Genomic DNA, 14,446 nt, shown 5'->3' with positions numbered 1-14,446 from the left:
TTGAGCAAAGTAACATATAAAGCAATCAAAAATATGCCGGAGGTGAATGCCTATATTGAGCAGGGAAATAGGGTACTTGGAGCACTTGGGTTTACCGAACATTCCAGAGGACATGCAGTAAAAGTGGCGGAAACTGCCGGAAATATTCTGGAAAAATTAGGGTATAACCAGCATACGATCGAGCTTGCCAGGATAGCGGGCTATATGCATGACATGGGAAATTGTGTAAACCGTGTGGATCATGCACATAGTTCCGCGATCATGGCATTTCAGATACTGCGGGATCTGAAAGCACCGGATGAAGACATCGCAGTGATCGTCAGTGCAATCGGTCAGCATGATGAGGCAACCGGCATGGCAGTGGATGCGGTATCGGCAGCACTGATACTGGCGGATAAGACGGATGTAAGAAGAAACCGTGTGCGGAACACGATCAAGGAAAGCTTTGACAAACATGACCGGGTGAATTATGCTGCAGTGGCATCCAGTCTGCATGTAAATGTCGAAAAGCAGGTGATTCTGCTGGAGATTGAACTGGATGAAGGAATCTGTTCTATATTAGATTATTTTGAGATTTTCTTACAGCGTATGCTGATGTGCAAGCGTGCGGCAGAGATGCTGGGAATGAAATTCAAGATGAAAGCGAACGGGAATAAGATCTGTTAATCGGATGTGACAAATGAGGGAAAATTGGAAGATGATTTCATAGAACTAGTGATTGACATTCCCTGAAAGACAGTGCTATAATACAACCCTAAAATGAATGTGGATTTTTCTGGAGCAATCTATTTTTCGCCACATGGTTACTGAGTAGAAGTAACCATGTGGTTTTTTGATGTTACATATTCAGTTGAAACAATCTGTGACAAGATGGGAAAATAGAGAAAAGCATTGCAAAGATCCGCAATAGAATTAGAAGATTAATAGATAGTACATATGAGAGAAAGGGGATATATATGGATCAGACATATATGAAAGAACAACCGGTATTAAAATTGATCGTATCGATGGCACTGCCGATGGTCATTTCTATGATGGTGAGTTCACTTTATAATATTGTAGACAGCTTCTTCATCGCCAGGATCAGCGAAGATGCCATGACGGCGTTATCACTGGTGTATCCAGTGCAGAATCTGATCAATGCGGTGATGATCGGATTTGGAATCGGAATCAATGCGGTCATCTCATTTTATCTTGGAGCGCAGGATAAAAAGATGGCAGACAGGGCGGCAACACAGGGAATGCTGCTAGGGACGATTCACGGAGTCGGATTTATGATTCTGGGAATTGCCGTAATGAGACCGTTTTTACAGATGTTTACGGGAAATGCACAGATTGTGGACTATGGTGTGCGTTATTCGAGAATTGCATTTTTATTTGCTACGGCATTATCTTGGCAGCTGGTATTTGAGAAGACGTTTCAGGCGGTCGGACGTATGGTGGAGTCAATGACTTGTATGATGTCAGGTGCGATTATCAACATTATCCTGGATCCAGTCCTGATCTTCGGACTTGGACCATTTCCGAAGATGGGAATCGAAGGAGCCGCACTTGCAACAGGAATCGGACAGGCAGCAGGAGCAGTATTGTACCTGATCTTTTATATCGTGAATCCGCTTCCGGTGAAATACAGAAAGAAATATCTGAAGGCTGATTTGAAGCTGTGGAAAAAATTATATGTAATCGGAATTCCGGCAAGCCTGAACCTGGCACTTCCGTCGCTTTTAATCTCTGTATTGAACGTAATACTTACAGGCTATGGGGAAGTCTACGTATTCGTTCTCGGAGTCTACTATAAGCTGCAGACCTTCCTCTACCTTCCGGCAAATGGAATCGTGCAGGGAATGCGTCCGCTTCTCGGATATAATTACGGAGCAGGAGAGCATAAGCGTGTACATAAGATCTTCCAGGATGGCCTGATCCTGGTACTCGTGATGATGGCAGCCGGAATGGCAATCTGTCTGGCAGTTCCGGGACAGCTGATGGGATTATTTACAGCGAATCCGATAACGATGAAGGCCGGAAGTGTGGCACTCAGAGTCATCAGTCTTGGATTCCTTGCTTCATCGATATCGGTTATCTGCAGCGGGGCACTGGAAGGTCTTGGAAAAGGTGTGCATTCACTGATCATTTCGTTATGCAGATATGTGGTTGTGATTATTCCGGTGGCATTCATTGTCAGCCGTTTTATGGGAGCGGTCGGAGTATGGCATGCGTTCTGGATCACGGAAGTGGTGACTGCGGTGATTGCGTATGTGGTGTATCGGAAAGGCGTGAAGGGATAGTAGAAGAGATAGCGAAAGAGATCATATAAGAGTAGAGAATATAAAGTAAGAAGTGGGAAGTTAAAAGTCAGAAAGAAAGTTTTTTCAGATCTGAATAATCTGAATGTGATTATTTCTACATCTCAGGAATATGAGACCAGCTTTGGATTTACGGAAGAAAAAGTATTTTATGTCCGATCGCATGGACCATTGCCGAGTCACTGGGAGCGGATCCGAGAGTCGTCGTCATTGCAGTGTTCATTGTATTGCCGATCTTTTATCCATTTTATTAATTCCTTAATTTTTATAAATATGAACAGGGCTGTCGTACGAAATGATGTGTGCGGCAGCCCTGTTCTTTTGCGCAAAAAGGGCAGGTAAAGACAGAGAAAATTGTAAAAGAAGAGACTACAGGTTTGCGTTGACTGACTAATTGAATAAAGAGTATAATAAACCTATTGATACAGACGGAGTGATCGATATCTATCCGAATGTAAAGAGAAGAAAATACAGGGAAGAAAATAAAAAAAGAATGACTCTGACTGCAAGGTAAGTCCCGAGCAGGAATAGTTATGAATTCGTTTCATTAAAAAGTAGTTAACAGCAGGTTATGTTACAGCACGGTATACAAAATCAGGCGATTTCTAACATGAAAGAGAGCCATTTGGGTATATCGTGCTTTATTATATCTAAGTATACAAGAAAAACTTTCAAAGGTAAGTTTTCAGCAATAAGAACATGCAGGAGGAACACACATGTTAAAAGTAGCAATCTACGGCAAAGGCGGCATCGGAAAATCTACCGTCACATCCAATCTGGCGGCAGCATTTGCCACGATGGGGAAGAAAGTAATCCAGATCGGCTGTGATCCGAAGGCAGATTCGACGATGAACCTGCTCGGTGGGGAACCGTTAAGACCGGTCATGAATTATATGAGAGAGGAAGATGAAGAACCGGAGAAACTGGAAGACATTGCAAGAGAAGGATTTGGAAATGTCTTATGTATCGAGACGGGCGGACCGACACCGGGACTGGGCTGTGCGGGAAGAGGAATCATTGCCACATTCCAGTTATTAGAAGATTTGAAATTATTCGAGACCTATAAGCCCGATGTGGTTCTGTACGATGTACTTGGTGACGTAGTCTGCGGCGGATTCGCAGCGCCGATCCGGGAAGACTATGCAGAGAAGGTCCTGATCGTGACATCCGGGGAGAAGATGGCACTTTATGCGGCAGATAACATTTCAAAAGCAGTAAAGAACTTTGAAGACAGAAGTTATGCAAGAGTGTTCGGAATCGTACTGAATCACAGAAATGTAGAAAATGAAAATGAAAAAGTAGAGACATTTGCAAAAGAGCATGGATTTGACATCGTGGGAGAGATTCCAAGAAGTGATGAAATTAACCGTTGTGAAGACCAGGGGAAGACGGTGATCGAGGGCAATCCGGAGTCGGACATCAGTAAATGCTTCTATGATCTGGCGGAAATATTATGGAAAGATGAGGAACAGGTATGAGAGGGACTGCCTATTATTGTACGGTAGAAGAATTACAGAAGCGGGGAAGGGATGATATTCCGGAGCAGTTCCGGTCGAATACGCATCTGATTTACAGTTCTCCGGCGACGCTTGCATTTAATTCGCCGGGAGCGGAAGGATTCGGTGTAAAGAGAGCGGGGCTTGCGATCCCGGATTCGATCATGCTGATCGTGGCACCGGGATGCTGCGGACGGAATACGTCCATGATCAGTTCCATGCCGCAGTATGAGGACCGGTTCTTTTATCTTACGATGGATGAGACCGATATCGTAACGGGAAGACACTTGAAGAAGGTACCGAAGGCAGTACAGGAGATCTGCGAAAGCCTTGCGAAGAAGCCGTCGGTTGTGATGATCTGCATTACCTGCGTAGATGCGCTTCTTGGAACAGATATGGAACGGATCTGCAGAAAATCCGAAGAAAAGACAGGACTTTCGGTCAGACCGTGTTATATGTATGCGCTGACAAGAGAAGGACGGAAGCCACCGATGGTGCATGTGCGCCAGTCCTTATATTCTTTATTGCAACCAAAGAAGAAGAAAGGAAATGTCGTGAATCTGCTGGGATTCTTCTCACCACTTATGGATGACTGTGAGTTATACGGAATGCTGGAAAAAGCAGGCGTAAAGACGGTACACGAGATATCCAGATGCAAAGATTACGAAGAGTACCAGACGATGGCAGAGGCGAATTTCAATCTGGTATTACATCCGGAAGCGAGATTCGCAGCGGAAGATTTTCATGAGAAATTACAGATTCCATTTATCGAACTTCGGAGATTGTACCAGATTGATAAGATAACGAAGCAGTATCAGGCACTGGGGAAGGTTCTGGGGATTCCATTCGAAGATCATGAAGCGGAGGCTGCTGCACTTGATTCCGTAAAATGCTTGAAATCTGCGAAGCCGGATGCAGTTTTCGCCATCGGGGAATGCATGAACGGGGATCCGTTCGAACTGGCACTGGCGCTTGTAAAGTATGGATTCCGGGTGGCTGAGATCTATGGAACGCTGACCGCCGAGAATTTTGTATACCTGAAGAATTTATCTGAATTGAGTCCGCAGACAAAAGTATTTTCCAATATGGAACCAACCATGCTGTATTATGATCCGGAAGAGAGCGGGGTTACAATTACAATTGGCAAAGATGCCTGCTACTATCATCCGGATGTGAAAAACGTGATGTGGAACGAAGAAGTGCAGCCGTACGGATATGCGGGTGTGAGACATTTGTGCGAAAGACTGTTGGAGGTGTAGGCGATGAAAGGATTAAGAAAATATCTGACACCATTTGCACCGGACCAGTCTGGAGCGGTGTCGGTGTTATACGAACTTGGCGGAATGCTGGTCATCTGTGATGCGGGCGGCTGTACGGGAAATGTATGTGGATTCGATGAGCCAAGATGGTTTGAAACAAGAAGTGCGGTATTCAGTGCGGGGCTTCGTGATATGGATGCGATCCTTGGAAGAGACGACAGACTGGTTGCAAAACTTGCAGATGCGGCAGAAAAGCTGGATGTGACATTTGCAGCAGTGATCGGGACTCCGGTACCGGCAGTGATCGGGACTGATTACCGGGCGCTGGAGCGGATGCTGGCGAAGAAGACGGAACTGCCGGTCCTGACGGTGAATACGGATGGCATGGAATTGTATGATAAGGGAGAAGAAAAGGCGTATCTTGCATTGTTCGAGAAATTCAGTGACAAGAACGAAGAGTCTGAGGATATGAATGATAAAGACAGACCACATATCGGTATTATCGGTATGACTCCGCAGGATGTCAGTGACCTGAAGGCAGCAGAGAAAATCCAGAAATTATATGCAGATCAGGGACTGCGTGCTGTCTGCTATGGCATGGGCGACGGACTGAAAGAAGTGAAAAAGGCTTCGCTGACAGTGAAAAATGTAGTCGTATCTCCGGCGGCGTTAAAAGCAGCGCAGTATCTGCAAAAGAAGTTCGGAACGCCATATGAGATTGCTTATCCACTGGCACCAGAGCTGGTACCGGAAATGGATTACAGAGGAAAGAAGATCCTGATCGTACAGCAGCAGGTGATTGCAAATGCAGTGCGTAAGGAGATCGAAAAACGAACCGGGGAAAAAGAAGCAATCACAACAGCGACATGGTTCATGCGGAAAGAGGAGATTTTAACGGATCTGAATGTTGATGCTGCAGATGATATTAGTCTGAAAGAAGAGGATGATTTCATTTCGCTGGTGGAAAAAGAAGGATATGATGTGATCTTTGCAGATCCGTGTATGGAGCGGATGATTCCGGGATTTGAAGGGGTATTTATTCCGCTGACGCATTTTGCAGTGTCAGGAAAGCTTAACGTGTAAGCAGGGTATATGGGAAACCTATATGTTTTAGACAGGGGGAAGAAACGGATGATAACAAAGAAAATCCGTGTCTACGGAATTGTGCAGGGTGTCGGCTTCAGACCGACTGTGAGCCGTCATGCAGCGGCTGCCGGAATCACCGGAAGTGTGTGTAACAAAGGTCCCTATGTGGAAATCTTTGCACAGGGAGAGGAAAAATGTGTAAAAGATTTTCTGGAGAGACTGGAAAAGCAGCCGCCGAAGAGAGCTGCCATATTGAAGATCAATACAGAAGATGTAAAAGAGGAAGAATACGGGAAATTCAATGATTTTCAGATTATAGAAAGTGAGAAGACAAAAGGGGAGATCTTCGTCTCGCCGGATATTGCAATCTGCGAAGAATGCAAGAAAGAAATGTACGATCCGAAAGACCGGCGTTATCTGCACCCATTTATCAACTGCACCTGCTGCGGTCCTAGACTTACGATCCTGGATGCGCTTCCATATGACCGGGAACGGACCAGCATGAAGGAATTCCCGATGTGTCCGGACTGTGCTTCGGAGTATGAGGATCCGGCGACCAGACGTTATGATGCACAGCCGGTATGCTGCAACGATTGTGGCCCGGAAGTGTATCTGACCGGCAGGGAAGAACGGGGAAGAGCTGCGATCATTGCCACAAGAAAAATGATCCATGATGGCGGGATCGTGGCAATCAAGGGAATCGGCGGATTCCATCTCTGCTGTGATGCGACGAACGAGGAAGCAGTACAGAGACTGCGGACATTAAAGAACCGTCCGGCAAAACCGTTTGCCGTGATGGCGCGGGATGTGGAAGCGGTAAAGCAGGAATGTCTGGTAAATGAAGTACAGGAGGAGATCCTGGATGGACACCAGAAGCCGATCCTGTTACTTGAAAAACGGAAAAAATCTGCAGACAGTACAGGTCTTTGCAAGTCTGTCGCTCCGTGGAATCCGAAAGTCGGCATCATGCTCCCATACGCTCCGGTACAGATGTTGTTATTCCGATATGACGACGGGATCCAGATGCCGGATTATCTGGTGATGACGAGTGGCAATGCATCCGGTGCACCGATCTGCAGGGATGACAAAGAAGCGGTGGAGGAACTGTCACAACTATGTGATCTGATCCTTTCTCATGACCGGAAGATCCGGATCCGGGCGGACGATTCGGTGATGGATTTTTATAAGGGAGAGCCTTATATGATCCGGCGCTCCAGAGGCTATGCGCCGCTTCCGACGATGGTGACGATGCCGTGGAAAGGACAGGTGCTGGCCGCAGGCGGAGAACTTAAGAATACATTCTGTATCGGAGTGGATGGACGTTTCTATCTGTCCCCGTATGTAGGGGATCTGGAAGATCTCCGTACTGTAAAAGCGTTGCAAGAGACGATCCACAGATTCGAGACACTTCTGGAGGTAGAACCGGAAGTTGCAGCATGTGATCTGCATCCAAAATACAACTCGACAGTTGTTGCAGAAGAACTGGGACTTCCCGTCGTAAAGATCCAGCATCATTATGCACATATTTTATCCTGTATGGCAGAAAATGACCGGAAAGAGCAGGTGATCGGCGTTGCATTCGACGGAACCGGATATGGTACAGATGGAACCATCTGGGGAGGCGAACTTCTGCTTGCAGATTATCACGGATTTGAACGGATGGGAAGTATCGAACCATTTCTTCAGATCGGAGGCGACATTTCTGCTAAAGAGGGATGGCGAATTGCAGTTTCACTGATCTATCAGCAGACACAGGATAAAGAGCAGACAATGGAGATTGTAAAGAAACTTAACCTGTGCAGTGAACCGGAATGCAAAGTGATCCTTGCCATGGCGGACAGGAAAATGAATGCTGTGACATCGACCAGTGCGGGACGTCTGTTCGATGCAGTCAGTGCAATCCTCGGAATCCGGACGAAGTCTACATTCGAAGGGGAGGCTTCGATGGCACTTGAATTTGCCGCAGAAGCTTATGAGGAAGAGCTGTGGGAAATTGATGAGCCGGCAGATGGTGAAAGCGATCCGGATGAAGAAAAGAAAGAGCCGGAAAACAGGCTGATTATGCAGACAGGAAGCCTTATAAAATATCTGACAGAGAAGAAAACAGAAGGCATTCAGGCAGAAAAATTAGCTTATATCTTTCATCAAAAGCTGGCAGACCTTATAATCTGTGGCTGCAGGAAGATCAGAAAGAAAACAAAATGTAATTGTGTGGCATTAAGCGGCGGTGTATTCCAAAATCGGCTGTTGTTGAGAATGGTGGAAGAAGGTCTGGAAAAAGAACATTTTACCGTACTCAGACATCACCTGATCCCGGCAAATGACGGCGGGATCGCACTGGGGCAGGCAGCATATGCCATGCAGTATATTCAGGAGGGAAAATAACATGTGTGTAGGATTATCAGCAAAAGTAGTCCGTATCAGTGATGGTACGGCAGTTGTAGACGCGGGGGGTGCAAAAAGATCGGTCTCTTCAGAATTACTGGAAGATCTGGAACCGGGAGATTATGTAATGGTGCATGCAGGAATCGCCATTGCAAAAATTACCGATGAAGATGACAGTGAGACAGATCAGTTGATGGAGGAACTTCTGTAATGAGTGAAGGAAAGAAAACGGCAAGAGAGATTATAGAAGGATATGACGGCCCTGCAGTCCGGATCATGGAAGTATGCGGGACACATACACATGAAATCTTCCGTCTGGGTATCCGCAAACTTCTTCCAAAGCAGGTAGAATTGATCTCTGGTCCCGGGTGTCCGGTCTGTGTCACACCGGTAAGTTATATCGATGAGGCAGTTTATCTGGCTCTGGAAAAGAGTGTGACAATCTGTACATTCGGAGATCTGGTGCGTGTGCCGGGAAGTAAGAAGAGTCTGGCAGATGCAAGAAGCGAAGGCGGGAAGATCCATATCGTCTATTCACCTGCCGATGCGGAAAAATATGCAAAAGAACATCCGGAAGAAGAGGTTGTATTCTTATCTGTAGGATTCGAGACGACGACTCCGGCGGGATGTCTGTCTGTCAAAAAAGCAAAAGAAGAAGGAATCACGAACTATTCCATGCTGATCGCAAATAAAACGATGCCGCAGGCATACGAAGCATTAAAAGGAAGCGCAGACATTTTCTTATATCCGGGACATGTCAATGCGATCACAGGAACAAAGCTCTGTGAAGAACTGGTGCAGGAAGGTGTAAGCGGTGTGGTGGCAGGCTTTACGGCAAAAGAACTTCTGACTGCACTGGCAGTTGCACTGACACATTTTCAGAAAGGGAAACCTTTCTTTGTAAATTGTTATCCGCGTGTAGTGACAGAAGAAGGCAGTAAGGAAGCACAGAGACTGGTGGATACGCTGATGGAAGCATGTGACAGTGAATGGAGAGGACTCGGAATCATACCGGGATCCGGACTTAGGTTACGTGATGAATGGGACATGTATGATGCCAGAAAGAAATATCAGGTTCCGAAGATGGAAGGAAGGGCGAATCCGGCCTGCAGATGCGGGGATGTATTACAGGGAAAATGTAAACCATCCGACTGTAAAGTATTTGGAAAGGTCTGTACACCGCAGCATCCGGTAGGTGCATGTATGGTATCCGGTGAGGGAGCCTGTTCAGCATATTATATGTATGGAAGAGAATAAGAAAAACAGACGGAAAATAGCAAGGAAGTGGACAAAATGAACGAGTATGTGGATAACGAAGCAAGAAAAGCGAAATTAGTGGGGAAAACTGTGACGATGGCACATGGTGCAGGAGGACGCCAGACGTCAGAACTGATCGATATGATCTTCAAAGCACATTTTGATAATCCGGATCTGACTGCGGATGATGCGGCAGTCCTGACGCCGCCGATTGGAAAGATGGCAGTGTCTACCGATGGATTTATCGTATCACCGGCATTCTATCCGGGAGGAAATATCGGAAAGCTTTCCATCTGCGGTACGGTCAATGATCTTTCCTGTATGGGAGCAAAACCATTATACCTGACCTGCGCATTTGTGATCGAAGAAGGATTTCCTATGGAAAAACTGGAAGAGATCGCAGAGGCAATGGAAAAGACGGCGAAAGAAGCCGGAGTCCGGATCGTATCGGGGGATACCAAGGTTGCCGGAAAGGGCCAGGTGGACGGAGTCTTTATCACGACAACAGGTATCGGTGAGATCACGGATGGAGTTGAAGTTGCGGGAAATCTTGCAAAACCGGGCGATGCGATCATTGTGACAGGAGATATCGGAAGACACGGATGCACGATCCTTCTTGCGAGAGAAGATTTTGGAATTGAAGCAGATGTGACCAGTGACTGTGCACCTCTCTGGGGCAATGTAAAAGCAGTGATGGATGCAACACATGAACTGCATGTGATCCGTGATGCAACCAGAGGTGGAGTCGGAACTGTGCTGTATGAGATTGCAGGACAGAGTCAGGTAGGAATCCGTCTGGATGCTTCGAAGATTCCGGTTGCACCGGAGGTACGCGGCGTATGTGGAATGCTTGGCCTGGAGCCGCTCTATCTTGCGTGCGAAGGACGACTTGTGATCATGGCACCGAAAGAACAGGCACAGACAATCGTGGATGCATTGAAAGCATGTCCGTATTCTAAAAATGCGGCAATTATCGGTGAAGTGACCGAAGAACAGCCTGGAAAAGTTGTGATGTTGACGGAGATTGGAACGCAGGCATTACTTCCGCAGCCGGGAGGGGAATTACTGCCGCGTATCTGTTAAGCATGGAAGACAAAGCAGACATAAAGCATGAAAAAGTGAGGAAATCTATGGATACAAGAGTGGCAGTTATTTCGATTATTGTGGAGAATCCGGAAGCAATCGAGACGTTGAATCATCTGCTTCACGAGGCAGGGCAATTTATTATCGGAAGAATGGGAATTCCGTACCGGGAGAAAGGGATTAACATCATCAGCATTGCGATCGATGCACCGCAGGATATGATCAGTACATTATCCGGTAAGATCGGGCGCCTGAACGGGGTATCCACGAAGACGGCATATTCGAATATTATTACGAAAGCAGGAGAATAGAACATTCGGATATTATTTATGAGAGCAGGAGAGCAAGAATAATATGATTAAGATTGCAGTATATGGAAAAGGCGGGATCGGTAAATCAACGACGGTATCGAACGTTGCCGTGGCACTGGCAGAAAAAGGCCTGAAAGTGATGCAGATCGGCTGCGATCCGAAAGCCGATTCAACGATCGCATTAAGACACGGGGAAGCAGTACCGACGGTACTGGATCTTTTCCGGGAGAAAAAGCAGGATCTGAAATTGGAAGATATGGTGCGGACCGGATATCAGGGTGTGATCTGTGTAGAGGCAGGTGGTCCGACACCGGGACTTGGATGTGCAGGAAGAGGAATTATCACGGCATTGGAAAAATTAAAAGAGACGGGAGCATATGAAGTATATCAGCCGGATGTTGTACTTTATGATGTACTCGGGGATGTTGTATGCGGTGGATTTTCTATGCCGATGAGGAAAGGACATGCGGATAAAGTCTTTATCATCACTTCGGGAGAAAATATGGCAATCCATGCCGGGGCAAATATTGCGATGGCAGTGGAGAATTTCAAGACCCGTGGATATGCGTCTCTTGGAGGGATTATCTTAAATCGCAGAAATGTGGCAAGAGAAGAAGAGAAGGTAAAAGAGCTGGCAGATGATTTCAAGACACAGGTGATAGGAACATTATCTCACAGTGAACTTGTGGCAGAAGCGGAAGAAGAAGGAAAGACGGTTATGGAGTGTTTCCCAGGCAGTGAGATGGCGGAAGAATATAGAAAGCTTGCGGAAGTAATCTATGAGTTGTCAAAAGAATCCGGGGAGGGATGGAAATGTTAAAGAAAGCCGGAGAATCAAGCGGTCTGGAATTCAATTCCCCGGCGCATGGGAACTGGAATATTGTTCATACGGGAATGCTTCTTCCGGAAGCGATCCAGATCTATGTCTGTGCGGATAACTGTATGCGGGGAGTTGTTCTGACAGCAGCCGAGATGAATGCCGCAGACAGGTTCTCTTTTGTGATCGTAGAAGAGGAGGACCTTCTGAATGGTAATCTGGAAGATGTGACGATCGAGGGAGTGACAGATGTATTAAAGAAACGAGGCGATCATCCGAAGGCGGTATTATTATTTACAGTATGCCTGCATCATTTCCTGGGATGTGATCTGGAACGGGTATATGAAGAATTGGAAGCGAGATTTCCGGAGATCTTTTTCATCCGCTGTTATATGGATCCGATCATGCAGAAGCACGGACTGACGCCGGATCAGAAGCTTCGGAAGTCGATCTACGACGCACTTCCGGAAAGAAATGCAGGGAAGTCTGATTCAGAAAGATCAGTGACAATTTTAGGCAGTGATTTTGCGCTGGATGAGACGAGTGATATCAAACGTTTGTTGAAGGCAGAGAATATAGAAGTGAGAGAACTTCCGACCTGTGACTCATGGAAAGCTTATGAGAACCTTGCAGACAGTAGAATATTAATAGCATGCTATCCGCCTGGAAAATATGGACTGGAAAGTCAGGCAGAGAGGCTTGGGAAGAAAGCGTTATATCTTCCGGGAAGCTTTGATTATGAAGAAATCATCAGACAATGGAGAATGCTGGAGCAGACGGTTACGGAAAGTGTAAGAGATGTTGAGATAGATGAGACCATAGAAAGAGAGATTGCATTGTGTGAAGCAGTTTTGAAAAAAACAAGACAAATAATCGGAGATGCACAGATCATGATCGATCACACATTTCATCCAAGACCGCTGGAGCTTGCAAAGCTGTTACTGACACATGGCTTTTCTGTGACAAGAATCTATCTGGATGCGGTAAATCCGGAAGAAAAAGCAACATTTGAGTGGCTGAAACAACAATATCCTGGTCTTTCATATGAGCCGACGATCCACCCAGAGATGCGGATGCGTCCGAGGAAAGAAGAAAATGTACTGGCAATCGGACAGAAAGCAGCGTGGTTTACCGGAACGAAGCATTTTGTCAATCTGGTGGAAGGTGCCGGACTGTATGGATTTGACGGAATCCGGAAAGTGGCAGGATTGATGATAGAAGCCTGGCAGGAAGAAAAAGATCCGGAAGATCTGATCATCCGGAAAGGTTGGGGGTGCGAAAGCTGCATATGAAACGAAGTTATAAGATCATACCAATTTATACAGCGGATGTATCCGGTGTCTGCTCGGCACTCTATGAACTTGGCGGGATGACAGTGATGCATGATCCGTCCGGCTGTAATTCTACATATAATACACACGATGAGATTCGCTGGTATGACCAGGACAGCATGATCTATATCTCGGGACTTACGGAGATCGATGCTGTTATGGGAAATGATGAGAAACTGATCCGTGATATCGAGATTGCGGCAGAGGAATTAAAGCCGAAGTTTATAGCACTTGCGGGCTCCCCGATTCCCTATATGAATGGAACAGATTTTGAAGCAATCGCCAAGATACTGGAACAAGATCTCGGGATTCCGGCATTTTCCGTTCCTACAAACGGCATGCATGATTATGTATATGGTGTTGGAAGAGCACTTGCAGAGATTGCGAAACGTATCGAAGGAAAGAGAGAAGTGACGCCAAAGAGCGTGAATCTTCTTGGTGTGACACCGCTCGATTTCGGACCACAGGAGCATGTGGATGCATTGATACAGAATGTGGAACAGGCGGGATGGAAGGTGTTGTCGACCTGGGCGATGGGAGATACACTGGAAAACCTTGCTCGCGCACCGGAGGCAGAGGTGAATCTGGTGGTCTCTTCGACGGGACTCCGGGCGGCGGAAATATTGCAGGAAAGATTCGGGACGCCTTATGTGACCGGTACACCGATTCGGGGATTTATGAAAACTCTGTTGAATGCAATAGAAGAAAAAAAGCAGGTAGCATATCTCGAAAAAGGAAGACATATCGGCCTGACAGGAAACGAGTTGGAAAAAAGTTCAGAAAATCAGATCATATTAATCGGCGAACCAGTGATCATGGAATCTCTGGCAGCGGTGATCGAGACGGAATATCAGATATCTGTAAGAGTAATCTGTCCGCTAAGGGAAAAGAAAGGATTACTTGCGGATGGAGATATTGCAGTTTGTGGAGAAGAAGAACTGGAGCAGGCACTTCAGAGTTTAAAGAATGTAAAAGGCGTTGTGGCGGATCCATTGTATCGCCCGGTCTGCCCGGAGAATGTGGCATTTTATGAGTTGCCGCATATTGCATTTTCGGGAAGAATTTATAAAAAGAAACTGCCGGTTCTTGCAGAACTTATATAGGCGGTAAGAGCAGAA

The 14,446-nt window shown here is 46.3% G+C and carries 13 protein-coding genes; all 13 read left to right on the top strand.

What is annotated here, in order from left to right; genetic code table 11:
• The first annotated feature begins 33 nt into the window (after positions 1-33).
• Positions 34-666 (top strand): HD domain-containing protein, encoded by a 633-nt coding sequence (locus OCV72_RS02970; protein WP_055181618.1) that lies wholly within the window; start codon positions 34-36, stop codon positions 664-666.
• Positions 667-956: 290 nt separating this feature from the next.
• Complete coding sequence (locus tag OCV72_RS02965; protein WP_055281818.1) at positions 957-2,285, top strand: MATE family efflux transporter; 1,329 nt, start codon at positions 957-959, stop codon at positions 2,283-2,285.
• A gap of 734 nt (positions 2,286-3,019) precedes the next feature.
• Positions 3,020-3,781 carry a nucleotide-binding protein gene (locus OCV72_RS02960; protein WP_055281816.1) on the top strand — a complete coding sequence of 254 codons (762 nt, stop codon included), beginning with the start codon at positions 3,020-3,022 and terminating at the stop codon, positions 3,779-3,781.
• Positions 3,778-5,058: a nitrogenase component 1 gene (locus tag OCV72_RS02955; RefSeq protein ID WP_055281814.1), complete on the top strand. Its 1,281-nt coding sequence runs from the start codon at positions 3,778-3,780 to the stop codon at positions 5,056-5,058. The genes OCV72_RS02960 and OCV72_RS02955 overlap by 4 nt, the downstream gene beginning before the upstream one ends.
• A gap of 3 nt (positions 5,059-5,061) precedes the next feature.
• Complete coding sequence (locus OCV72_RS02950) at positions 5,062-6,141, top strand: nitrogenase component 1 (RefSeq protein WP_055281812.1); 1,080 nt, start codon at positions 5,062-5,064, stop codon at positions 6,139-6,141.
• A gap of 48 nt (positions 6,142-6,189) precedes the next feature.
• The gene (gene hypF, locus OCV72_RS02945) at positions 6,190-8,529 is read left to right on the top strand and encodes a carbamoyltransferase HypF (protein ID WP_055281810.1); all 2,340 of its coding nucleotides are present in this window, start codon (positions 6,190-6,192) and stop codon (positions 8,527-8,529) included.
• A 1-nt stretch (position 8,530) separates the two neighbouring features.
• A complete protein-coding gene (locus OCV72_RS02940) occupies positions 8,531-8,740 on the top strand; it encodes a HypC/HybG/HupF family hydrogenase formation chaperone (protein WP_028088524.1) in 210 nt (69 codons plus the stop codon).
• Entirely contained in the window at positions 8,740-9,786 is a 1,047-nt protein-coding gene (gene hypD, locus OCV72_RS02935) for a hydrogenase formation protein HypD (protein WP_006426096.1), read from the top strand. The genes OCV72_RS02940 and hypD overlap by 1 nt, the downstream gene beginning before the upstream one ends.
• Positions 9,787-9,822: 36 nt before the next feature.
• Positions 9,823-10,869: a hydrogenase expression/formation protein HypE gene (gene hypE, locus OCV72_RS02930; protein ID WP_055214824.1), complete on the top strand. Its 1,047-nt coding sequence runs from the start codon at positions 9,823-9,825 to the stop codon at positions 10,867-10,869.
• 47 nt (positions 10,870-10,916) lie between these two features.
• Complete coding sequence (locus tag OCV72_RS02925) at positions 10,917-11,180, top strand: TM1266 family iron-only hydrogenase system putative regulator (RefSeq protein WP_022415754.1); 264 nt, start codon at positions 10,917-10,919, stop codon at positions 11,178-11,180.
• A 43-nt stretch (positions 11,181-11,223) separates the two neighbouring features.
• Positions 11,224-12,000 carry a nitrogenase iron protein NifH gene (locus OCV72_RS02920; RefSeq protein WP_055281808.1) on the top strand — a complete coding sequence of 259 codons (777 nt, stop codon included), beginning with the start codon at positions 11,224-11,226 and terminating at the stop codon, positions 11,998-12,000.
• Complete coding sequence (locus tag OCV72_RS02915) at positions 11,994-13,289, top strand: nitrogenase component 1 (protein WP_055281806.1); 1,296 nt, start codon at positions 11,994-11,996, stop codon at positions 13,287-13,289. The genes OCV72_RS02920 and OCV72_RS02915 overlap by 7 nt, the downstream gene beginning before the upstream one ends.
• Positions 13,286-14,431: a nitrogenase component 1 gene (locus tag OCV72_RS02910; protein ID WP_055281804.1), complete on the top strand. Its 1,146-nt coding sequence runs from the start codon at positions 13,286-13,288 to the stop codon at positions 14,429-14,431. Before OCV72_RS02915 ends, OCV72_RS02910 begins: the two co-directional genes overlap by 4 nt.
• Positions 14,432-14,446: the final 15 nt, after the last annotated feature.

Origin of the sequence: Dorea amylophila, assembly GCF_025567265.1 — a bacterium.
Taxonomy (GTDB): Bacteria; Bacillota; Clostridia; order Lachnospirales; family Lachnospiraceae; genus Dorea_A; species Dorea_A amylophila.
Note: the sequence above shows the minus strand (reverse complement) of the source record. Positions and strands in the feature narration are given on the sequence as shown.